Genomic DNA, 24570 nt, shown 5'->3' with positions numbered 1-24570 from the left:
TCCCTAGTATTCTTTAATAAAGAACTAGGGATTTTTTGTACATCCAGCACGATGTACTGCAAAAAAACAACCAAAAGTATCGACCTTTTGATTGTTGAAAGAGAGACTTAATGATTATTTATTATCTTTTTTCTTATTAAAGGTAATTAAAGCGACACCTAATCCCGCTAAAACTAAAGCCCCCACGATTACAATTGTAGCGTCTCTTTCACCTGTTTGTGGTAAAGATTTGCCATCCTTCGTTGTAGTGGTGATTACAGAAGTTTCTTGTGAGACTGCTAAAGTAGTTGTTTCAGTTTGAGTTGGTGTTTCTTCTGCAGTAGTAGTGCCTTCATTTCCATCTTTTGCTGGAAGCTTAAGTGTTTGACCAACAAAAATATTATCATCAGTCAAATTATTGGCTGCTTTTAACGCTTCTACTGTTACACCATATTCTTTAGCAATTTTATTTAAAGTATCGCCTTCGGCAACTTTATATGTTTTTTCTTCAGCGGTTGTTGTTTCGCTTTCGTCAGACGTTTCAGAACTTGTTTCACCTTCAGCTGTTGTGCCTTCGGTTGTTTCTGACGTTTCATCGCCTTCAACTGTTGTATCTTCAGATTCCTCTGTTGTTTCATCACCTTCAGCTGTTGTGCCTTCAGTTGTTTCTGACGTTTCGTCACCTTCGGCTGTTGCGTCTTCAGTCTCTTCAGCAGTTGTTTGTTCTGCTTCGGTAGTTGTCTCTTCGTCTGCTTTCGGAGTTAATTCGTAAACACCTTCAGCATTTTCGGTAAATAAAGGTTGCTCAGCTAATGCTGGTAACTCATTCTCTAAAGCCGGATTTAAACGTTCCGTAGCATTTTCTAAAATCGCTGATTTAAAAGCTTCTGCTTGAGTGAAGACATCTACTGATTCAGTGCCAGCATCTTCCACATAGGTAAAGCCTTCAGAGTGAACATATTGTGCAGCTACATGCCCATAAGTTTCAGCACCTGGATAAGTAATCGTACCGAAAATAGCAAAATCACTCGTGTTTTTCGTATCATGGTTCACGACACGGAAAACAGGTGTCCCCGCTTCGTATAGTACTTCATCACCACTATATAAGTCCGTATTTAAACGTCCCCATTCGATATTCATATCTTTTAAGCCATCTTCCGCTTCAGTTGCGGCTGCAGCATCCTTCACTTGTTCCCAAGGTTGAGGTGCTACTTCTTCATTATCAAAGACAAACTTGCGTGTTGAACTATTTACAATCACATACTGAGCCGTAGCTTCAGTCATTTCATCTGTTACATCTTCGGTTTCATCTAAACCATCTGATACAGTTTCCGCAACGGTTTCCTCAACCGTCGTATCACTCACTTCTTCGGTTGGAACCTCTTCGTCGATGGTCGTATCTTCTTGTGCGAAGACAGGATTAACCAATCCTAAGGTCAACGCTGAGATTAATAAATATTTACTTAATTTTTTCATTTTTAGGACCTCCATAAACTTGATCACTTATCGATAGAAATCATCATTAAATTCCTATCTTTCTAACTATGTGCCTATAATATCACAGGAAAATAGCTTATTCAATAAATTTCATTGTAAAGTCTAACTACTTAATAAAAGGTCTTTTTAAATTCACATTTTCATCAAATTTAGCTAACATTCATAACGTAAATCTTATTCCCTTAATATACTGGCTATTTGGCAAGATACTATTCATTCAAAAAGATGCTGTTTTTAACTCTAACTTTTGTCTCTCCAACGATTATCGTAAATTCAGCCAATATACCGCTCTTAGCCTATCGTCGTCGATATATGTACTCTTAACTATAATCAGAATACAATTATGAGCGCCACCACTTATCAATTCAGATACTACACAACTATCTTATGCCATCCGCATCATATTGCTATGGCTACACGCACGATTTAAAATAAATGCACTTGGATGTACAACTAAATGTCATTTTTGTTCGTTCAACGTTTTTTTATTTATTTAACTTATGCCCATAAGCGGCTTTTAATTCCATAATAATATCACGCAACTCGGCTGCCGCTTCGAAATTCATATTTTTGGCATGTTCTTTCATTTCCATTGTTAGGCGCTCCAACTCTTCTTCTCGTTGCATTTTTGAAAGATTTTTAAACTGTACCAATAAGTTTTCTTCTCGTTCTTCGCCTTGGACATCATGCGTAATACGGATTAAGTCACGTACTTCTTTCTTAATCGTTTTTGGCACAATACCGTGTTCTTCATTATATGCCATTTGAATCCCACGACGACGGTTGGTTTCATCAATCGCATTTTTCATTGATTGAGTGATCACATCCGCATACATTATTACTTGACCATTCTCATTACGAGCCGCTCGACCAATCGTTTGCACTAGCGAACGTTCACTACGCAGGAATCCTTCTTTATCTGCATCTAAAATCGCCACGAGAGATACTTCCGGAACGTCTAAGCCTTCACGTAGTAAGTTAATCCCTACTAAAACATCAAAGACACCTAATCGTAAATCACGAATAATTTCTGTACGTTCCAAGGTAACAATATCACTATGTAAATACTTGACTTTGATATCGAGTTCTTTTAAATAATCGGTTAAGTCTTCGGACATTTTTTTCGTTAATGTCGTAATAAACACTCGTTCATTTCTCTCAACTCTTTTATTAATTTCGCCCACTAAATCATCGATTTGACCTTTAATCGGACGGACTTCCACTAATGGATCCAGTAAGCCAGTTGGACGAATAATTTGCTCAGCATATTCGCCATTTGTATGTTCTAATTCATAAGGACCTGGAGTGGCTGAAACATAGATGATTTGATTGACCCGTTCTTCAAATTCTTCTAAACGTAATGGGCGGTTATCTATCGCACTCGGCAGACGGAAACCGTAATCGACTAATTGTTGTTTACGCGCACGGTCTCCATTATACATCCCTCTTAACTGCGACATCGTAATGTGAGACTCATCAACTACTACTAAATAATCATCTGGGAAAAAGTCTAATAAAGTAAACGGTGCTTGACCTGGCGCACGACCGTCCATATGACGTGAATAATTCTCAATCCCACTACAATAACCCATTTCTAATAACATTTCGATATCATAGTTCGTTCGTTGTTCTAAACGTTGCGCTTCTAATAATTTATGCTCACTGCGTAATTCTTCTAAACGCTCTTCTAATTCCTGACGAATGCTTTCGACTGCACGCGTTACTTGATCTTCATTGGCCACAAAGTGAGTTGCCGGATAGATGGGATAGTGTTCTAAGTCTCGACGAATTTCACCGGTTAAAACATCCACTTCACGAATACGATCAATTTCATCGCCAAAAAATTCCACTCGGATAACTTCTGATTCACGTGAAGCCATAAAAATTTCCAGTACATCGCCACGCACACGAAAGGTTCCCCGCTGAAAATCAATATCATTTCGGACAAACTGCATTTCGACTAGACGATTTAAGATGGCATTGCGACTGATTTCTTGACCTTGACGAATCGATAATACATGTTCACGATAGTTTTTAGGATCGACTAATCCGTAAATACAAGAAACAGAGGCGACCACAATCACGTCACGACCTTCTAATAATGCTGAAGAAGCTGAGTGACGTAAACGGTCAATTTCATCATTGACGCTCGACTCTTTCTCGATATAAGTATCGGAAGCAGGGACATAGGCCTCTGGTTGATAATAGTCATAATAAGAAACAAAATATTCCACTGAGTTTTCAGGAAAAAATTCTAACAATTCAGAATATAATTGACCAGCTAACGTTTTATTGTGAGCCAACACTAAAGTAGGACGGTTGACCTCTTTAATCACATTCGCAATCGTAAATGTTTTTCCGGTACCAGTAGCCCCTAAGAGCACTTGGTCACGTTTGCCTTGATTCAAACCTTCTACTAATTGTTTAATAGCCGTCGGTTGATCCCCACTCGGCTGGTATTGAGATACTAATTTAAATTGATCCATTTTGGGCACCTCTAATCCTTTCAATTCACTTCTATTGTACCTTTATTCATAAGGTGTGGCAAATTGAATGATTCTATATAAATTATCTTCAAATTGAAAGTGAGAAGAGACTTTTTCATGTAAATTAGCCTCATTTCACAAAAAAAATACAGTTAAATTAAAGATTTTTTGATTATATAGTTGCAAGGTATAATAGTTATCATGTATAATAAGGAAGTTGACTAAGTCATTTTTGGCTTACACACCAATAAGAGAAGAAAGAGGTGACCGAGACATGGCAAATACTCCATCAGCAATCAAACGTATCCGTCAAACAAAATCTGTAACTGCTCGTAACACTGCTCACGTATCAGGTATGCGTACAGCAATCAAAAGATTCCGTGCAGCTGTAGAATCTGGCGAAGGTAATTTAGAAGAATTATTCAAATTAGCGGCTAAAGAAATTGATAGCGCAGCTACTAAAGGTTTAATCCACAAAAATAAAGCAGCTCGTGATAAGTCACGTTTAGCAAAATTAGTAAAATAATGAATTTTCAACCATCCTTTTAAAGGGTGGTTTTTTTTGTAATTCTAAACTTATTATACAAAAGCATTAAGTCCATTGTGTTTATTCCGCGCTCTCAAGCCCACCTATACGCAGCATCGAATTAAATAAATACACTAAACAATTATAATCTATAAAGGCTATACACTTCCTTTCACACAAATATAATATGCTAAAAAACACTTGAACCGAAGTCCAAGTGCTAAATTTCATCATTTTTTAAAAATCAAACATATTATTTGTTTTTCACATATCCAACCAGATACTATTTATATATTTCGTATTTATGAAAATTTAAAGTTAAGTTCAAACGTAAAACGATCCTCGTTTAAACGATATTTTTCAATTAATTCGGGACCACATGAATTACTTCCTAATCCACTTTGGGCATAATCAAGGTGTAAATAATTTTTGTCCTCAACCTTTAATAAATCTCGATGCATTATTTCTGTAAGTTGCTGTACAGAATACTGTGAATAATTAAATGATATAAGATTTTTTGAAGATACTTTAATTCTTTCTCGATTTAGACCACTAAATACCTCAACACTTTTTACTCGATGTGCACCATTTTCTTGCGGTGTAACATAAGGTTCATATAAATCTGATATTTTCCCCTTGAAAGATGCATAATAACTTAAATTATTTTTATCTTGATAATTTTCATAAGGTCCATAACCAAGATATTCATATTGATCAATTGATTTTATTACTGGGATTACCATACCAAATCTCGGTAAATATGGGAATAAAGGATTTTTTTCAATATTTACATTTAATGATAAAACAAAATCAGAAGTTATTATCCATTCAACATCTAATTTTAAAAAGTTCTGTCTTGAAACGGAGTTCATTGTTCCTGAAAAAGTAATGCTAATACCCTTTTCTTTTTTCTCTAATTTATATTCAACCATTCTTACTTGGGTATCATGATAATTAGCTGCTTGCCAATCCAATTTAATCTTCCGATCATTATCAGTTGGTGCTCTCCACACCGACCAGTAACTTTCTGAAGCTAGTAATTCATTGTTGTTAACAATAACCTCACTAATCAATCCATTCTTCTTACTAATTTTTACCATTTTATCTTCTTGTGAAAGGATAAATGACGAAATAGTTTCTTCAATTTTGATGTTTTGGTTAGTGATGACTATCACTGGTTCAATGTCACTTTCAATTTCTGAAAGAAATACTTGATCAAATCCGACTTTTTTTCTATCCTCAACTCTTAAATAAGAGAATACAATACTCTGTACATCATCATATAAATTAACAAACTCTTTATAATTAAAATTAACGAATTGTTTGGGTTTCATTGATGGTAAAGGTATTTCATTATCTACAATTTTATTCCCTTTTTTATCGTAAATTGAGATATTCATAAAATATAGCTCACTGGCATCAACAAAAAATAGTTGATTTTCAAAAGTCACCTGTGCTTTACTTAAACTATGGTCAATAATTCTTATTGGACGATAAATTTGCTGATATTCAATTACTGCTGTATGTGGACGTCGATCTGGATATACAAGACCATCCATACAAAAATTACCAAAATGTGGATATTCATTAAAATCTCCACCATACCTATATATCGCTTCTTCTGGTGATTGACGATTAATATTAACCGCATGATCTGCCCATTCCCAAACAAAAGCTCCAATAAAGGCCTTTTTATCCTTGAAATACTCATAATAATCATTCAAATCGCCTGGGCCATTCCCCATTGCATGACAATATTCGCAAAGCATAAATGGACGGTCAATCGGATTATCTTTGTTAAAATATAATTGATCCATTTCTTCTAATGATGCGTACATCCGTGAGTAAACATCTACATAAGACAAATCATTTTTTCGATTCCGATCGCGATGCCAGTATCCTTCAAAATGAAGGGGTCTATCCGAATCTATTTCCCTTGCTCTTTTTGCTGCTTTTTCAAAATTTAATCCATAACTAGATTCATTTCCACCTGACCACATGAAGATCGAACAGAAATTGATAAAGGGAATCATACTAGCTTCCATGCGACGAACAAAAATATTCGTATAGGTAGGATCATTTACAAGCATTGGGTAATTATCATACCCACCTAGACCAACAAGCTCAACAACCCCATGACATTCCATGTCTGCTTCACTCATCACAAGAAAACCCATTTTATCACACAATTCGTAGAACTCAGGAGACTTTGGATAATGAGCTGTACGGATTGCATTAAAATTGTATAATTTCATCAGAGATAAGTCATTTTTTTGATTTTCAATTGAAACTACCGGCCCTGTTTCTGGATGGGTATCATGGTGATTTACTCCTTGAAGAACTATTGGAGTACCATTCAATAATAATTCTACTCCATCAATTCTAACTTCTCTAATCCCAACCATTTGAACGATAACTTCTTTATCTGTTTTTAATACTAATTTATATAAAAAAGGCGTCTCCGGTGTCCATAATTTTGGATTTGAAAGTTCAATATTAAAGTTTTCAGAAAAGTTATCTTCTGCAATAATTTTATTCTTCTCATCCAATAATTGATAAATACCAGAACTAAAAGTTTCAGTCGTTTGAATTTCAACATCAATATTGGCTTTTTGATATTGATTGCTTAGATGCGTTTTAACTATAAAACTATTGATTCTATTCTTATCACGAGTCAATAAATAAACGTCTCTAAAAATTCCGTTAAATCTAAATTTATCTTGATCCTCAAAGTAAGTACTAGTACTCCATTTTAAAACAAGGACAGAAATATCATTTTTTCCGTCATTCAACAGATTAGTAATATCAAATTCTGTATTACTATGAGAGATAGTACTATATCCAACAAATTCATCATTAACCCAAACATAAAAAGCATTATCAACACCTTCAAAATTTAGATGATAATCTTTTGTATCATCAGTAGTAACAAAGAATTCTTTCTGATATATAGCTCCTGGTAAATCATACGGTACGTAAGGGGGGTTATAAGGAATTGGATATTCAACATTTGTGTATTGTATTTGGTCATACCCTTCTAATTGCCAAACACTCGGTACGTTAGTTGTGCTAGTAATACGGTCATGGTATTTTTGAAGCCAAAGAGGAATTTCTAGTGTTCTTACGTTTTCAATATACTGAAAATTCCAGGTGCCACAAAGATCAGTATAAAAACTAGATTTCCGTCTATTAAGATTATCCATAAATGAATCATGTCTACTAAAAGGGATGAAATAATTACGATCATTCAATTGATTAATCTCAGTTATTTCATGATTTTCAAAATAATTAGGGATTAACATTATATACTCCTTTGTTATTAATTTTTATAGTAACAACTGTTCCTTGGCCTTTGTTACTTTTAATATCTAAATGGTAATTGTCTTGGTAATAAAGGCTCAAACGGTCATTAACATTATAAATACCCGAACGATTATACTCTGAATTTTTTAATCCTTCTTGTAATTTTTTTAACTTTTCTTTTTCAATTCCATCTGCGTTATCTTTAATTTCAATCAATAAATACTGTGCTGATTCAATTATTATTATTTCGATGTTTATAAAATGGTTTGAGTTCTTTACGCCATGATGAATACTATTTTCAATAATTGGCTGCAATAACATTTTTAGTATAGGCAATTGAGTGTTATTAACTTTTACATTCCATTTTACTTCAAAATTATCAAATCTGACTTTCATTATTTCTATATAATGTTTTGAAAAGTTTATTTCTTCTTCCAACGTAATAATGTAATTCGAACGATTGGTAATAAATTGGAAAAATCTAGATAGCGATACAATCATATTGACTGCTTTTTCATTTTCACCCGATTCAACTAAATAGATTAAATTTTCAAGTGTATTATATAAAAAATGAGGATTGACTTGATTTTGAATTGCAAGTAATTGAATTTCTTTTTTTTCAAATTGCGTTTCAATTACTTTTTTCTCTACTTCCAATTTTGCGTCAGACAGTTCATTTATTTCCTGTATTCTTTCCATGAACTTGTTTTTTAGAATTTCAACTTCATCAATTTGAATATTACTAATCAGTTTTAAATTGTAGTTTGGAAACTTTGCTTGTTCTTTGATAATTTTTTCAAATGGTATCATTAGTCGATTAGAAATGAGATAAGACACAACTAGTAATAATAAAATCATTATGATATATAAATATGAATTTCTCCAAAATAGATTTGATAGGTTCTTTTTAAATATTTCATCTGAATAATCCACTTCATAATGAATATTACTCTCTGTTAATTTTGAGTAATATGTTTTACTTTCGCTTTCATTTTCGTTTGTAATGTACCATTTTTCTCTACCAAAAAGTAGAGATTCCTTAATAATATTATCAACCAAAGATACTTTATTAAAAAACTGTTGGTCAACCGACAATACCATATATTCTAAATGTTCATCTCGGTATTTTGATAGTTTAAGCGGTAGCATTAGTGAAAACAACCGCTTATTATCATAATTAATGGTTCCGATTAAATATCTTGAACGCTCCTTTTCCTGTAGAAAATTATCGATTGTTATTTCAATTTTGTTCTGATCGCGTGTGGACATTAATAATTTCCCACTATTATCAATGATACTAATCATCACTCCTTCAAGTTCATCAAACTTGTTAACATCATCTTGAATTTGTAAATAATTCTCATTCCTTCTATAATTATTAGAATACTGGTTTGCTACTAAAACAGATAAAGTCTTCTTTAAACGTATAATTTCATCATTAATTAGTTTACTTCTTTCTTCTATTCTTTCTATTTCACTTTGCTTTTCAACTTCTAAAATGTAGTAACTAGCTTGATAATAAAAAGTAAGTGAAATCAATAGTGAAGGAACCAAAGTTGCAATGATTAAAAAAGCAAAAATTCTTTCTCTTAAACTATATTTATTATTGATATATAATTTGTTTAAATCTTTTCCATTGGTGATATATGCCTTTATCCATTCAACTAATGCGTCTAGTGGTTCCAGAAAACGAAATGATATTCTAAGAACTATCATATAAGTAATACTAAAAACTAAGATAATAATTAAGAAAATAAGTATTTTCTGTTTTAAACTAAATAAAGCTAATAGCTCTTGATGTTTATAAGATAAAAATACATTATATGGAAACACCTGGTGAGTAACAATTAACTCAGGATTTGTATTGTCATAATTCGTTCCGGTAAAAACTTCTTTGTTATCAACTTTAATATTTACTCTTTCACTGTTCAAAAGTGTTTCTTCTAAGTTTTTTGGGTTTAACGTAATGATTAACAATCCGATAAATTGATTATTTTGATCAAACATATTTGTAGCGAGAAGTAGTTTATTCTGTAGTCCTGCATAATTATCTATTTTAAAGTTAAAATTTTGTACTCCTCTAAAATTCAATTCATTAATAAATTGTTCTGGAGTCATTAAATGGGATATTTCTCTTTGATTAGGTAAATTTGAATATCTAAATTTTTCGGAAAAAGAATTCCCTCTAGCTGAAAATTGTCCAACATCAGAAAATATGATAACGTCGTCAATTATTGTATTTTTAGATTGAACTAATAACAAATTTTCAAGAATCCTTTTGCTTGCCAAATAATCCTGAATTCCAGAGTTGTTCTTTTCTGATAAAGAATTTATCGATTCATGGATGCTTGAGCTTGATGATGTGGTTTTAAGTAATGTCATGGCTCTATCCAATTTTCTCTGTATATGCGATGAATTATTTTGTAAATATGCTAATCCTACATTATGTTGCTGTTGTTTGTAATATTCATTGAAATTTTGTAGGAATGAATAAATTGTTACTCCTGAAATCAACAAACACAAAAGAACTGATAATAATGTCAAATAACTTTTTAAATTTTTATTAAATATATTCATCACTATTCCCACTTTTTTTAAATTCTAATGGACTCATTCCCGTAATTGATTTAAAGACCTTATTAAAATAAGATGGACTTGAAAACCCTACTTTTAATGCTATTATTTTTAAACTATCATTTGAATACTTAAGAAGTTCTTTGGATTTTTCAATTCTAACTTCATTCACGTAATTAGCAAAGCCAACTCCTGTCTCTTGGCTAAAAAGACTGCTAAAATACGATTCACTAATATACAGTTCAGAACAAATATGCTTTAAAGAAATTGGTTTAGTGTAATGTTCATTAACATAATTTTTAGCGAAATAAATGTATTGATTTAAATCTTTAGTCTGTGTATCCTCTGTGTTTTTTGTACCAATAGTTTTATCTTCTAAATCTTTATTTTCTAATAATGGATCTGTTTTTTGTAGGTGTGAATAAATTTTAGTCATAAGTTGTATAAATTCTTTTTTTAATATTGGTTTTAGCAAATAGCCTTTTACATTATATTCTATAGCTTTCTGGGCATAGTTAAATTCATTATATGCACTCACTAGTATAGTAGTGATATTTGGAAAACGAAGATGAATTTCCTTAGCTAATTCCAATCCATCCATATCAGGCATTTTTATATCTGTAAAAATTAAATGTGGATGATATTTTTCAATCAACTTGATAGCTTCAATGCCATTTTCTGCTTCACCAACAATTTCTACTTGAAATTCCTCCCATGGAAAATGAGAAACTAGTCTTTGTCTAATATTTTTTTCGTCCTCTACTATAATACACTTATACACAATGAACACCTCTAATATTATTTATTATAAGTTAATGTATTCTGAAGAATTCAACCTTAAAATAATTATATTTGTTAAATTTTTTGTAATAATGTTTAGTCAAGTACCTAATATTGTGTAAACGTAAACAGCTTTGCTTTACTTATGTCAATAATTTTGATAAATCTTAACCATTATTTATAGTATTCATACACAATTTTCAAATTAAATCGCAATTAATCTTAGCTAAAAATTCTAATCACACTTAATTATTTAAATAAAAAAACGGACATATACTTTCAAAAAAAATGACTGTCACTGCTATTTATAGGTTGAAAAATTGTTCAATCATTCGAACTTATTGTTTAAGCAAAATATTTCAAAGTTTAAAAATATAATTTTTACAAATCTATTTTAATTACTTAGTAATCATTAATTGACTTTAATGATCAAAAAATGAAAAGGCTTAAATATATAATATTATCATAATCCATAACTCTATTCATTTCAATTTCTAGTATATCTGTCGTCTTAATCGTTACCTAAAGTTTCAATAAAACTTCATTAATAAAAAGTTTATTATACTCTTCATATTTGAACTTAAATCATACTATTTTTATAATAATAAATTCGTCTTGAATTATTAATTTTTAGTCTGTTTATCCAGTAATCTTTCTAATTCACTCCAATTAAATTTATTAAATAACAAACAATATTCATTATATTCTTGGCTTGAGTGTTCATAAAGCACACCAAATGTTTTATCATTTAACATCTGTATTGAATTATATGCAAATTTACCTTCTTGTATTAAAATTTTATTTAACCATTTTAGATTTCCTTCTTCTGTTACTTCTAAAATATGAACGTGCCCATTATTTCTCTCCGGACCAGTGGCATTAGTAAGTAAAACATATTCTTTTCCATCCTGAATGGTATGAATAGCAGATAATTGTACATAAACATCTACAATTTCTTTAATAGAGCTTATTTCTTCATGCCATGTTTCACCACCATCAAAACTTGTAGCCACTTGAACATTTCCGGTCAAATTTCTCATAAACAATTTTACTTGTCCATTATTTAATTGCACAGCTACCGCTTCCGTATTCTGTAATAGTCTATTATCAAAGGTTTTAGAATCGATGGTAGTTGATAACTCTGGGACATATCGATTATCATTTACTGAAAGTCCACTATTCCAAGTTTTACCATGATCATCAGAATATATAACTCGACTAGTTTGACTACCATCTAGCGTTGTTAAAGAATTGGTTGAATACATTGGAATGATTAATCTACCTTTTTTTTCACCTGTATGTAGTGCTATTCCATTTCCTGGTCCGACACCGTAGAAAACCATCCAAGGTAATTTTATTTGTGGCGTAATATCTTCAGGGCAAGACCAAGTTTTACCATCATCATCACTATAAGAAAGCCAAACGTACATATTTTTTGCAATTCTTAAAGGATTCATAGGATCTCTAAAATATACATTACCTATTAATTCCTCCGAGTTATAGAGATTACCTAAATTATTATAAGGTGCTTGTTTTGATTCTGTTATAACACGGTAAGCTGTTACGTTCCCTTCATTATCATAAATGATTCCATTCTCTCGAATTGTCCCAAAAACTTTTGACTCTTCATTATTTTCATAAACAATTAGATAATCTTTTCCGTTAATCTCTTGATAGGCTTTTTCAAAGTTATCTTCAAAAATACCAAAGCAACCACGTTGTTCTGTAAACATATCAAATATTGAAAAGATTCTTTGTGTTTTAGGATCTTGTACCAAGCACATATCAATATTAAAAGCCGAACCATAATCTGGATGCATACTGTTAGGATTTGTGGATAAATCACATATTTTAATAATTTCACTCCAGGTTTCCCCTTCATCCTCACTTCTTTTAATCACCATATCTATGTTTCCCCAATCAAAATGATGATCATACCTCTGATCTGCACCTGCTATAACCGTACCAGACATTGTTGTTAACAAAGCTGGAATACGATAACAGTATACATCCTCAGTTTTATTTTTTTGACCATGTTTACCACTCTCAAAAATTATTTTCGGTTTATTTTTAATCATTTATTTATCCACCTCTTATTTTGTACTTGTGTAACGACATTTATTGCATGAAATATTATTTTAGAAATCAAAAATAAAAAAAGAGAAACTTGAATAAAAGGGAAATATAATGGAAACCTAACTACTGTCCAACTTGAAATTAAAATCATAAATATCAATAATAAAGTATGAATTGGACAAGTAATCATAAACACTAAACTATGTTTTAAAATCATTTTAAAAGAAAAATCAAAATGAATATAAACGATTAATATATATAAATTTAAAATTATGAAAAATATAAATATTCCATAAGTCAACCAAATATACGGACCTTTAATGACATTATCAAGATTATCAAGCGTTTGAATATATAAAAATCCTAAATAAATACAACCTAATAAAAATAAACCATAAAGATTATTTTTTATAAAGTTCTGTTTATAATATTTCCAATAATTAAAAAATGAATTTGATGAATCTTTTTTTAAATGACGATCTCTCAAAAGATTTGTTACTGCAATTGTTGAAGGAATGAAACCAAATATTCCAAGTCCTAAAACAAAACCAAGTATCCAATAAAGATTTAAAACTATTAAGTCATAGATATTATTTATTATTTCTATCAATTTATTATTGATTTCCCTCATTAGTTTCACTCCTTAAAAAACTGGGGAGCGCAATAAATTACACTCCCACTAACACTCTTTATTCTATTCCGCTAGCAAATCACTCACTAATGGGGCTTTTTCTAGTTCATCTAGAATTTCTTGTCCACCGCTTGATAACCAAGTTTCAACATATGCATCCCATTCGCTTTCTAAGTCAACCGCACCGGAAATAACATTCATTCTGAATTCATTTTCAATAGTTTGCAGATTTGCATTATAAATGGCTTCAAGATCTGACAGGCCAGTTTCATCAAATAAATCCCATTTGTATGGTCTAATAAAATATTTTTCAATATTTTCAGGTTTGCCAAAGAACATATCATTTAATTCTAATGTTTTCTCAGCAGTTAACCAATAGTATCGAACGCCTGGATATGAGCGATGGTTATATGCCCAGAATCCCATTTCTTTTTCTTCTAATGGATACTCATCTCTAACAACAAGCGTAGATTTACCTTCTTCTCCTACATAATCTGAATGCTCCCCTGGAATACCATAGGTTGTCCAAACTCCTTCAGGGTTAAAAGTCATAAAGTCGTAAATTTGTAAGTATCGAGCCAATTGCTCATCAGTTACATTTTTACTAATTTGCATTGTATCTTGCAATGCAGTAACAGGAGTAAATGCTTGTTGTCCAGATTGTCCTTCATCACCTGTTTCAGGTAAAAGTGCTAATAGTTTTGCATTCGGATCAGCATCAAGAATATTTTGAGGAGCTCTTCCTTTTGTCCAAGCTTCTTGAGCTAAATAAGTTTTCTGTGCAATCACATATCCAACTTTACCGGTTTGATATTTTTCCCATGTGGTTTTCTCCGGTAACGTTGTCCATTCAGGATCAATCAATCCTTTTTTATACCAATCTACCATACGACTTAAAAATTGTTTATATGGCTCTGAAATCATTGTATCTTGAACTTTGCCATCTACTTCTAAGTTATAACTAGCAGCAACACCGTAAGAACCTAATAATGTCGTTGCCCAGTTCATGCTGTCATTTGCTGGTAAAATACCATAAGTATCGTCTTGCCCATTACCATCTGGATCTTGAGTAACGAAAGCAGTTAATATTTCTTCTAACTCATCTAATGTATATGAATGGTGTGAAAAATAGATTCTCTCGAAACCATCTTCATCTCCAATAGGCTGGATGTCTTCTGGTATTTCTAATCCCAATTTCTCCATCCAATCTAGCCTTAATGTTGGAGCCCATAACAATGATTGAGCATGTGATTGTAATCCAACTAATGCAATATGTTCATTTTCATTATCTGGAGATTGAGTCATTTTCCATCCAATACCATTATTTGTTTCATTTAACATTTTTGCATAATTTGGTGCATACTTTTCTATCATTTCACGTGGAATTGAACGGGTTAACCCCTGATAATACAATTCTTTTGGTGTCATCCCACCGGTTGTGAAGGAAAATGTATCTGGCAATTCTCCAGAAGCTATCATGATAGAAACTTCATTTGCATCCCATGTGTTTATTTTAGTATTTTCAATTTGAACATTAAATTGTTCTTCGAGTCTTTTTTGAACCCAATTGTCATCTTGTACTTCTCCCTTAGTAAATGAACCAGACAATTTTAAATTAACAACATCTTTAAAATCACCAGGTTCAGGTAACTCTTGAGCACTAATACCTATACCAGGTAATAGTTGACTACTTAAAATAGAACTAACAACTAAATTGACTGCCGTCTTTCTAAACTTTTTATTCATATTATTTTCCTCCTAAAATTATCCTTTTACAGCACCTAATTGTAAACCTTGAATAAAATATTTTTGTGCGAATGGATACAATAGAACAATTGGTCCTATTGATACTACAACGGTTGCTGCCCGTACATTCGCTAACAATAATTCAGATGCATTTGCACCAGTTGATGCAATTTGTGTGTCCATTCGTGAAGCATCAACGTTCATCAACATTTTTCTCACAACTGTTTGTAGAACATCAAGATTTTGATCTTGAATATAAATTTGAGCCATAAACCACTCATTCCAATGATAAACTGCAGCCCATAATGCTATAGTCACAATAATCGGTTTAGATAATGGTAAAATTATTTTTAATAGAATTTGAAAAGGTGAAGCACCATCCATAATTGCAGATTCCTCAATTGAAGGACTAATACTTAAAAAGAAGTTTCTGACAATTATAACATAGGTTACATTTAATGCATTAGGTAAAACCAATGCCCATACAGAGTTTAATAGGCCTAAGTTTTTAACTAATAAATATGATGGAATCATTCCACCTGATACAAACATTGCGATAACAAAAATTGTCATAAAAAATCCTCTAAAAGGTAAATCTTTCCTTGAAAGTGGATAGGCTGCCAATACAGTGACTGATACAATCATCAATGTTCCGACAATAGTTCTCAATATTGTATTGAAATAAGCTCTACCAATATTTCCAAATCCAAAAATAAATTTATAAGCTTCCAGAGACCATTTTTCAGGCCACATCGAAATTTGTAAAGTTCTCATTTCTGAAGCCGAACTAAATGATAAGACTATTTGATTCCAAACAGGATACAAAATTGTCAAACAGAAAAAGGAAATAAGAATAATTATTATCCAATCAAACAGATTTGTTTTCTTCTTCATTCTTTATACTCCTTTCTATATTACATTTTGGCCAGTCGTTTTTTTAACAATCAAGTTCGAGGTTAAAATTAAAACTAACCCAACTAAATTTTTAACTAACCCTACAGCGGTTGAATAATCGAAACTAAAGTTTTCTAAACCTATTCGATATACATATGTATCAATAATATCTGCAACGGCATAAACGGATGGATTATACAAGTTTAAAACCTGATCAAATCCAGCATTCAATACCTGACCTAATCTTAAAATCAACATAACAAGTATTATAGGCATAATACTTGGTATCGTGACATGCCACATTTTCTGAAGTCTCGATGCTCCATCCAACTCGGCAGCTTCGTAAATCGATAAATCAACTCCGGTAATAGCTGCTAAATAAATGATTGACTCATATCCGATACTTTTCCATATTTCTGATATTATTAATACTGGTATAAATGTATTTTTATTGGCTAAGAAATGAACTGGATTCATTCCAAACATTTTTAATACTGAATTAATTAATCCTCTATCAGGAGAAAGAATTTCGATTAACATCGCTGCAGCAATTACCCAAGATAAAAAATAAGGTAAGTATGAAATAGTTTGTGCAAGTTTTTTAAATTTTTGAAATCTTATTTCATTCAGTGCCAGAGCAAGAATTATAGGAGCTGGAAATCCTATTAAAAGTTTTAAAAAACTAATATTTAATGTATTTTTTAAAGCTCGAATAAATAAAGTATCTTTCATCATACGTTTAAAGTGTCCAAATTGATTCCATGGACTATCCCATATACCCAGACCAGGTGAATAACGTTTAAAAGCAATTGATACCCCATACATTGGACCATAACTAAATACCAACAGGAATATCAACGGAATCATCAACATTACTAAAAATGGCCAATTTTTTTTCAGTTTCTTTTTTAAATTTCCCATTCCCCTTTTTTTATTATTATTTATTTGTGTTATTTCCATCACTCATCCACCTCCATATATTGGTTGCGCTACCATTAACTTAAGTGTAAACGATTTATCTAGCTGTGTGTTGTAATATTTTTAGGTTTAATAATAATATTTTATGGCTTTTGGTAAAAAACAGACTATTTCTGTATTTAATTACCTAACTCTAAAGCTAATTTTTTATTAAAAAATATTGATTTATCAATGTTTTTTAATTGAAAACAAAATAATTTACTTCTTTTTTTTCCAAAAATGGCATTATTGATAATATAATTTCTAGTGATAAAATGAAAACGTAAACAACAAAGGAGGTTGATTATTATTAAGGTACTTTGCATTGATATTGGTGGAACATTTATAAAATATGGAATTTTTTCAATCAGTGGTGATACTTATGAACCAATAAAAAAGGTAAAAACAGAAGTCTCAATTAATGACAATCATATTTTAAAACAAGTTACCTCGATTTGTAAGAAAGTTATTCAAGAGCATCCGACAATATCTGGAATCGCAATAGCTTCAGCTGGTGTGGTAAATCCTGATTCAGGTGTAATAGAATACGCTGGTTATACAATACCAAAATATCAAGGAACGCAATTCAAGAAAATAATTGAGAACGAATTGAATATTCCTTGCACAATACTGAATGATGTGAACGCCGCTCTACTTGGAGAGTACTGGAAATACCATCAAGATGATAATAAAAATAATTTGGTTTGTCTTACATTAGGAACAGGGATAGGTGCTGCTATAATGATCAATGGCAAATTATATCAAGGTCATTCTTATACAGCGGGAGAAATCGGATATTTACCTATTGACGGACATTATCTTCAAGACATCGCATCAGCAAGTTTTTTAACAGAAAATGCCACTATTGCATTACGGCGTGATATTAATGGAGAAGAATTCTTCAAATTATTAATTTCAGGCAACCCCACAATAAGAAAAATATATGATACATTCATTAAAAATTTAGCTCAAGGATTATTAATAATTCAATATTTATTAAATCCTGATTTAATCATTCTTGGAGGTGGAATATTAGCCCAAGACAAACTGATAATACCAGATGTTGTTGCTGAAATGTCTAATATTTCAGTGCATAATCATTTTATTCAAAGTAACATTGTTCCGGCAAAATTAGGTAATAAAGCTGGATTACTGGGTGCATTATATTATTTTAAAACAGAAAACAATTTGTAAAATAGAAAGGATGTATTATGAGTATCATTGAATCATTAAAAGGTGGTTTAATTGTTTCTTGTCAAGCTTTACCGGGCGAACCATTATATCGTGAAGAAGGTGGGATCATGGTTCTTATGGCAAAAGCAGCATTAGAAGCAGGCGCAATCGCTATTAGGACAGAAGGAATAAAAGACATAAAACAAATTAAGGAAGAATTAAATGTACCTGTTATAGGCTTAATAAAAAAAGAATACCCAAATTATGAACCATACATAACAGTTACCATGGCAGAAATAGATGCATTGGTTGAAGCAAAATGTGATATCATTGCAATGGATGCTACTTTTTCAAAAAGAGCTGACGGTTCAATCAATAATTTTGTAAAAAATATTAAAGAAAAATACCCTAATCAACTTCTTATGGCAGACATTTCAACTTTAGAAGAAGGTTTGAATGCTGAAAAAATAGGTTTTGATTTAATAGGAACAACTATGAGTGGCTATACTGCTGGAACTTCTGACAAGAAAAATGGACCAGATTTTCAATTGATGAAAGAATTAGTTGAAAATACTCGTACACCAATTGTCGCAGAGGGACGAATTCATACTCCTAAAGATTTGGAGATGGCTTTTAACCAAGGAGTTTACACTGCGGTAGTAGGTGGAGCAATAACAAGACCACTTGAAATCACGAAAAAGTTTATTAATGTTATTAAATAAAAGGAGATTATAATGAAAAATTTAGAAAAATACAAAGGAATTATTCCAGCATTTTATGCTTGCTATGACGACAATGGCGATGTTAGTCCCGAAAGAACACAAAAATTAGCTCAGTATTATTTAGATAAAGGTGTTAAAGGTTTGTATGTAGGGGGTTCATCAGGTGAATGCATTTATCAAAATATAGAGGAAAGAAAGGTCATTCTTGAAAATGTAATGGAAGTGGTTGGAAATAAGATGACAATTATAGCACATGTTGCCGCTCCGTCCACCAGAGATAGTATAGAATTAGCTAAACATGCTGCTAATTTAGGAGTTGATGCCTTAGCTGCAATTCCGCCAATATATTTCACTTTACCTGAATATTCTATTGAAGAGTATTGGACTGAAATGATTCAAGCTGCTAAAATTGATTTCATCATTTATAATATACCTCAAACAACAGGTTATGCCTTAACATCAAATTTATTGAATAAAATGTTAGAAAATGAGAATGTTATCGGAGTTAAAAATTCTTCAATGCCAGTTCAGGATATTCTTACTTGGAAACTAAATTCTAAGAAAGATATAATAGTCTTCAATGGGCCTGATGAACAATTCGTAGGTGGCAGAATTATGGGTGCAGATGGTGGAATAGGAGGTACTTATGGTGTTATGCCAGAACTGTTTTTAGCAGCAGATAAAGCGATACAGAACAGTAATATATCGTTAGCTACTGAAATTCAATTTGAGATTACAAATATTATCTTTGAAATGGTGAAGGCTAAAGCCAATATATATGCCATTATGAAAAAAGTCCTAGAAAAAGATGGACTTCAACTCGGTGGTGTACGTTCTCCATTAACCAATGTAACTGATGAAGACCTTGTAATTGTGAATAACGTAAGTAACATGATCACTTCAGCAATTAATAAATATTGTTGATTTACAAGTTCCTAAAATAGCTAAAATGATAGTTCTACTGACCTATCTAAATTTTAAGTAACGTATATTAACTTTTAATTGGGTTTTTTTAAAATACAAATAATTTATCTACTTAATAATTTTTAATATTAAAATGTTGGACAATATTTAAACAATCTGCATATATAGTGAATGTTCCATACATGTTTTCGGGGCATTCACTATTATTCTTCTAATTCTCTTATGCTTTTTCTAATTGTATTAATACGTCTTTTCTCTATTATTTATTTTTAATTTAATACTGATATTAGGGTTGACTATCCAATATAGCTTATATACTATCTCATTAAAAGTATCACTGAATTATTAAAACCAAAAAAATCGCCATTACCAACTTGGTACAGCGATCCTTTCGTTACTATTCAATTCTTTAACCCTAAAAGTTTTTGATTCACCAGTTTTTGGACTACCACCGCATCGTACCCTGCTTGGGTAAGGCGTCTAACACGTTCACCGCCATTCCCCCATAACCCTCGGATAACTTCCAATGCTAGCTCTGAAACTGATTTTCCTGGTGCTTTGACCGTTGCTTCTTGATAAACGGGTCTAGCGTAACCAGCAATCCGCCAATCTTGTTTATGATAAGAAACCTTACGGACTTGGCGCAACGAATTTCCCTCAATTGTAATCACAAAATCATTACCTACTTGAATGACAAATCCTATATGATCACAAAAACCATTGCCATCCCAATCAAAAAAGATAATATCTCCCACTTGTGGACTTACTTTTCCTAACCAAATGCCTTTCTGGCGCATTATTTCACGATGACGGTTAACGCCACACTCACGTCCAATTTGACTGGACAAACCAATTTTATCAGCAATAAATGTTACGAACAAATCACACCAGTCATCACTATATTTGACCCGATAGCCTACTGGTAAAGGTTCGACTCGGTTATAAGCGTCAACCATCGCTTGATGTTTAGAAGAATGTTGAACCATCCCAATATATTGTTGTAATTCATTAAGCAAAGTTTGTTTGGACGGCATAATGTCCCCCTCCTTGATTGTGATAATTATTAGATGATAACTGTAATAAACTACCTAAAAATACTGCTAATAAATTAACCAGTGTTACCCACTTTTCGGTCATTGACCAATTAAATATCGGACCTAATCCCCCGATTAATACTGAAAATGCTGGTAAAAAGACCAATGCTACCCACTTTAAAAAATCATAAGATTGATTACTAAGCTGCATCCTGATTACCTCTTTTCTGAATTTGTTCTACTCGATTCAAGCGTTGCTCATGATGATCGTACAGTTTAATTAATTGCTTTTGAATTAAATGATGATGATTAATCTCAGACTGCAAAAAGTCTAAGCGACCAATTAATTGTTGAATGGCTGCGATTAAATTGTAGAGTTTCGTAATTAAGGTAATGACGGCGACTAATGCACTAGCTAAAGCACCTAATTCAATCAGACTCATTTCAATTCCTCCTTTCTTTAATAAAAGGAGCAGGTGTTCAATTCACCCACTCCTTTACTTACCCTTAAACTGCCGGTTCGTTTTCCACATTGTAGATTTCATCTACAGTACGTTTAACATAACGAGCGCCGACATTGGTTACATAAGGATCTCCTGAGTCATCTACAAAGATATTGGCTTCGATTAAATCTTGAGCAGCTTTTTCAGTTGTCACACGGTCCAAACCTAAACTTGGTTCCGGAACACGTACTACTTTTGCTTTCCCTGCAGCATTTTTAATTTGTAATTCTAAATTTGTTGTTGTTACTTCTGCCATAATTTAATTCCTCCTAGTCAATTTCGTAATTTTCAGTTACGCTGGTTTTATTAAACGGTTCATCTACTAATGTTTCAATTGCACTACGAACTTTTATAATCTCTGCCTCTGGGGCATCATTCATCAAATTATTAAAATTCATTGTGCGTACTGCTTTTTTATCCTCACCTACTAGTTTCATTGATAATTTTCCACTTTTAAATGTTTTTGCCATAGGGGCAACCTCCTTAAAATTTTGTTGTAGTTCCGGACGCTACACCTAATAAGTACCCCGAAAGCGCATTTTTCGGACAAAAATACACATCAATGATGATTTATTGACTAGTGAATATTGAAATGACAAAGTTTTAACAGGTCCACAGAACCAAGTAAAAGTAACCCAACCTCCTCAATGTTAACTATAATACCCCTACGCTCTAACAGGTCGATGAGTCCCTGAACCCTTTTGTGCACACCTTTCTGTCATCGATTAATCAATCTTCTGCTCTAACGTTTATATTTCACTTTGTCGCTCATCAGACCTGAACTTTTCATATATCACACAGTCCTTCAATTTTTAATTTCAATTAGTAGCTCATCGAACCTAGACTTTTCATTTTCACCAAGCTAAACTTCTCGCTTCAACTTTTCATTTATCACACAATCACTCTTCTCGCTTCAACTTTTCATTTATCACATTGTCAATCTTCACGCTTCAACTTTTCAATCAACCGATCGCGCCAACGACGAATGGTGCGATATTCTCGGTGATAAATCTCGGCTAACTGAGTTAATTGATAGCCCTCATACAAATACTGTAAGAATTCCTGTTCTCGTGGTGTTAAGGTATTGGGTAGGGACAAGACAAATTCTTTAAAGACTAAATTAGCATCTTCTTGGGTTTGATTAATTAAAAAGGTTTCCTCTACAGGCACCCATTGATGACGCTTTTGTTGGCGTAACAATTTAAACAGTCGCCAACGCATCCCGTGCCGTAAGTATGCTTCCATATTTTCCACTTGGTGTTTTGATGTTAACAAGCGTTTTAATTCCTCAAATAAATGAAGGCGTAATTCCTGAGCAAAATCTTCATAGTCATGACGGTTTGGATAAATCTGGTACTCTTTCAAAACATGATGGATCAACAATTCATATTCTTCCAATAAACACTCTATCTTCATCGAATGACCTCCTTTAAAATTTCGGATGAAATATGCGAATAATCTCACGGTCTGTTAATTTCAGAAAGCGACTAATTAAATTGACTACTTCCAAACTGGGAATCGTATGCCCTTGAAGCGTACGTGACATCGTATTGCGAGAAATACCGACTTGGTCTGCAACCTGACAAGCTTTTAAACGTCGTTGATTGATGGCTTTTTCTAAAGCATAACGATTAATCTCATAAGGTTGTTCCACTCCCCTTCACCTCCTCTATTCACTATTAATAAATATTAAATTACTTGCTTGTAATCCCTAATACAATTATGCGTCTATCACATTTTTTACTTAATATCTTCCTCTAAAAAAACACCACGATAATGATTCCTCCTCTCTCAATATTGTTTAATAAATATATCGATAAAAATTCTAAATTTGGTACATTGACTGAATTATAGCTTAGGTTTAAATTATGTTGCAAGCGTTTTTATAATGTAAAATCGCTTTGAAAATAATCAGCTTAACGATTTGAAAAAACACTAACAAACAGTGTAATCGCGATGAAAACATTTTTTATGAAAATTACAAACAAAGTCGGTCACAATCACTCTCGTAATACTAACTTTGTGAAATATCCACTAATCTTTGTGAATAAATGTTAGTAAAAAATTGCTTCTATGAAAACAATAAATCCAAATGTCTTTTGCTTTTTTACTATGAAAAAGATGAAAATAAGATGAGTTTCCTACAATTCCCAAAATGATGTCGCTAAGAATGTTAATTTATAAACTCAACACCCTAATATAGGCTGTCCATTTTTCTCCCTAATATCGGCTTCCCATTCTTTTTAGCTGTCCATTCTACACTTAATAATGGCTATCCCTTCTACCTTAAATAATGGCTCCTTTTTTAACACTTATGCAAGGCATTAATTTTCTAACGCATATTCCTTTCATTCGTTTTTGTGATATAATTATCAAAAAATACATATCATTTTGAACATCATTTTGAAGGAGTCATGACCATGATTATTGGTTTACCAAAAGAACAAGAAATCAATGAAAATCGTGTGGGATTAACCCCCGACAATGTTAAAGAATTAATCAACGACGGTCACCAAGTTATCGTTGAACATCAAGCCGGTTTGGCATCTGGATTTAGTGATGAAGCTTATCAAGCAGCCGGAGCCACTTTAGTTGAAGATGTCGCTAAAGTTGGGCTGCAGAGATGGTTATCAAAGTAAAAAAGCCTTTGAAAGAAGAATATGCATACTTCCACAAAGGCCTAATCTTATTTACTTATTTACATTTAGCAGCCGATCCTGACTTAGCCCAAGCTCTATTAGACAGTGAAGTAACCAGTATCGCTT

General features: G+C 32.2%; 22 protein-coding genes and 1 pseudogene. 6 read left to right on the top strand and 17 right to left on the bottom strand.

All coding sequences use genetic code 11. The features are described 5' to 3' along the window. Window positions 1-114: 114 nt before the first annotated feature. Window positions 115-1455, bottom strand: a complete 1341-nt coding sequence (locus GSA01S_RS02715) for a LysM peptidoglycan-binding domain-containing protein (RefSeq protein ID WP_066124623.1) — start codon at window positions 1453-1455, stop codon at window positions 115-117. A 506-nt stretch (window positions 1456-1961) separates the two neighbouring features. Further along, on the bottom strand, window positions 1962-3962 hold the full coding sequence (gene uvrB / locus GSA01S_RS02710) for an excinuclease ABC subunit UvrB (protein ID WP_066124621.1): 2001 nt from the start codon (window positions 3960-3962) through the stop codon (window positions 1962-1964). 274 nt (window positions 3963-4236) lie between these two features. Here uvrB and rpsT point away from each other — a divergent pair, with 274 nt between their 5' ends. Beyond that, window positions 4237-4488, top strand: a complete 252-nt coding sequence (gene rpsT / locus GSA01S_RS02705; protein WP_066124617.1) for a 30S ribosomal protein S20 — start codon at window positions 4237-4239, stop codon at window positions 4486-4488. Between the two features lie 302 nt (window positions 4489-4790). On the opposite strand, the gene GSA01S_RS02700 is transcribed toward rpsT, so the two are convergent. The 8 genes from GSA01S_RS02700 to GSA01S_RS02665 all read right to left on the bottom strand — a co-directional run bounded on the left by GSA01S_RS02700 (window position 4791) and on the right by GSA01S_RS02665 (window position 17452). Next, window positions 4791-7790: a glycoside hydrolase family 2 gene (locus tag GSA01S_RS02700; protein ID WP_066124615.1), complete on the bottom strand. Its 3000-nt coding sequence runs from the start codon at window positions 7788-7790 to the stop codon at window positions 4791-4793. Beyond that, window positions 7777-10368, bottom strand: coding sequence for a sensor histidine kinase (locus tag GSA01S_RS02695; RefSeq protein ID WP_066124613.1), 2592 nt, complete (start codon window positions 10366-10368; stop codon window positions 7777-7779). Before GSA01S_RS02695 ends, GSA01S_RS02700 begins: the two co-directional genes overlap by 14 nt. Then, window positions 10355-11146 carry a response regulator transcription factor gene (locus GSA01S_RS02690; protein WP_066124611.1) on the bottom strand — a complete coding sequence of 264 codons (792 nt, stop codon included), beginning with the start codon at window positions 11144-11146 and terminating at the stop codon, window positions 10355-10357. The genes GSA01S_RS02695 and GSA01S_RS02690 overlap by 14 nt, the downstream gene beginning before the upstream one ends. 622 nt (window positions 11147-11768) lie before the next feature. After that, window positions 11769-13223: a sialidase family protein gene (locus GSA01S_RS02685; protein WP_066124608.1), complete on the bottom strand. Its 1455-nt coding sequence runs from the start codon at window positions 13221-13223 to the stop codon at window positions 11769-11771. Then, entirely contained in the window at window positions 13220-13852 is a 633-nt protein-coding gene (locus GSA01S_RS02680) for a YesL family protein (protein ID WP_066124606.1), read from the bottom strand. The genes GSA01S_RS02685 and GSA01S_RS02680 overlap by 4 nt, the downstream gene beginning before the upstream one ends. 63 nt (window positions 13853-13915) lie before the next feature. Continuing rightward, entirely contained in the window at window positions 13916-15598 is a 1683-nt protein-coding gene (locus tag GSA01S_RS02675) for a type 2 periplasmic-binding domain-containing protein (RefSeq protein WP_066124604.1), read from the bottom strand. A gap of 18 nt (window positions 15599-15616) precedes the next feature. Then, window positions 15617-16492: a carbohydrate ABC transporter permease gene (locus tag GSA01S_RS02670; protein ID WP_066124601.1), complete on the bottom strand. Its 876-nt coding sequence runs from the start codon at window positions 16490-16492 to the stop codon at window positions 15617-15619. Between the two features lie 15 nt (window positions 16493-16507). Then, entirely contained in the window at window positions 16508-17452 is a 945-nt protein-coding gene (locus GSA01S_RS02665) for an ABC transporter permease (RefSeq protein WP_066124599.1), read from the bottom strand. A 297-nt stretch (window positions 17453-17749) separates the two neighbouring features. Between GSA01S_RS02665 and GSA01S_RS02660 the strand changes: the two genes are divergently transcribed. The 3 genes from GSA01S_RS02660 to GSA01S_RS02650 are packed head-to-tail and all read left to right on the top strand — an operon-like array spanning window position 17750 to window position 20268. Next, on the top strand, window positions 17750-18643 hold the full coding sequence (locus GSA01S_RS02660) for an ROK family protein (RefSeq protein ID WP_066124597.1): 894 nt from the start codon (window positions 17750-17752) through the stop codon (window positions 18641-18643). Window positions 18644-18660: 17 nt separating this feature from the next. After that, complete coding sequence (locus GSA01S_RS02655) at window positions 18661-19344, top strand: N-acetylmannosamine-6-phosphate 2-epimerase (RefSeq protein WP_066124595.1); 684 nt, start codon at window positions 18661-18663, stop codon at window positions 19342-19344. Between the two features lie 12 nt (window positions 19345-19356). Then, on the top strand, window positions 19357-20268 hold the full coding sequence (locus tag GSA01S_RS02650) for a dihydrodipicolinate synthase family protein (RefSeq protein WP_066124593.1): 912 nt from the start codon (window positions 19357-19359) through the stop codon (window positions 20266-20268). A gap of 401 nt (window positions 20269-20669) precedes the next feature. Here GSA01S_RS02650 and GSA01S_RS11045 read toward each other — a convergent pair whose 3' ends face one another. The 7 genes from GSA01S_RS11045 to GSA01S_RS02615 form a co-directional block, all read right to left on the bottom strand. Then, window positions 20670-21302, bottom strand: a complete 633-nt coding sequence (locus GSA01S_RS11045) for a CHAP domain-containing protein (protein WP_066124590.1) — start codon at window positions 21300-21302, stop codon at window positions 20670-20672. Continuing rightward, a complete protein-coding gene (locus tag GSA01S_RS02640; RefSeq protein ID WP_066124588.1) occupies window positions 21277-21513 on the bottom strand; it encodes a phage holin in 237 nt (78 codons plus the stop codon). Before GSA01S_RS02640 ends, GSA01S_RS11045 begins: the two co-directional genes overlap by 26 nt. Continuing rightward, window positions 21503-21745: a hypothetical protein gene (locus GSA01S_RS02635; RefSeq protein ID WP_066124586.1), complete on the bottom strand. Its 243-nt coding sequence runs from the start codon at window positions 21743-21745 to the stop codon at window positions 21503-21505. Before GSA01S_RS02635 ends, GSA01S_RS02640 begins: the two co-directional genes overlap by 11 nt. A gap of 64 nt (window positions 21746-21809) precedes the next feature. Beyond that, the gene (locus GSA01S_RS02630; protein ID WP_066124583.1) at window positions 21810-22061 is read right to left on the bottom strand and encodes a DUF2922 domain-containing protein; all 252 of its coding nucleotides are present in this window, start codon (window positions 22059-22061) and stop codon (window positions 21810-21812) included. A 13-nt stretch (window positions 22062-22074) separates the two neighbouring features. Further along, on the bottom strand, window positions 22075-22275 hold the full coding sequence (locus GSA01S_RS02625; protein ID WP_066124581.1) for a DUF1659 domain-containing protein: 201 nt from the start codon (window positions 22273-22275) through the stop codon (window positions 22075-22077). A gap of 466 nt (window positions 22276-22741) precedes the next feature. Beyond that, on the bottom strand, window positions 22742-23221 hold the full coding sequence (locus GSA01S_RS02620; protein ID WP_066124579.1) for a sigma-70 family RNA polymerase sigma factor: 480 nt from the start codon (window positions 23219-23221) through the stop codon (window positions 22742-22744). A gap of 13 nt (window positions 23222-23234) precedes the next feature. Beyond that, window positions 23235-23459, bottom strand: a complete 225-nt coding sequence (locus tag GSA01S_RS02615; RefSeq protein WP_066124577.1) for a helix-turn-helix domain-containing protein — start codon at window positions 23457-23459, stop codon at window positions 23235-23237. 766 nt (window positions 23460-24225) lie between these two features. Between GSA01S_RS02615 and GSA01S_RS11245 the strand changes: the two genes are divergently transcribed. Both GSA01S_RS11245 and GSA01S_RS11240 read left to right on the top strand, forming a co-directional pair. Then, entirely contained in the window at window positions 24226-24444 is a 219-nt protein-coding gene (locus GSA01S_RS11245) for a hypothetical protein (RefSeq protein ID WP_066124575.1), read from the top strand. Next, window positions 24429-24570 (top strand): annotated as a pseudogene (locus GSA01S_RS11240) (alanine dehydrogenase); the annotation flags it as partial. The gene GSA01S_RS11245 and the pseudogene GSA01S_RS11240, both read left to right, overlap by 16 nt.

It is taken from the genome of Globicatella sanguinis NBRC 15551, from assembly GCF_001552295.1.
Lineage (GTDB): Bacteria > Bacillota > Bacilli > Lactobacillales > Aerococcaceae > Globicatella > Globicatella sanguinis.
This window is presented reverse-complemented; position numbering and strand designations above follow the sequence as displayed.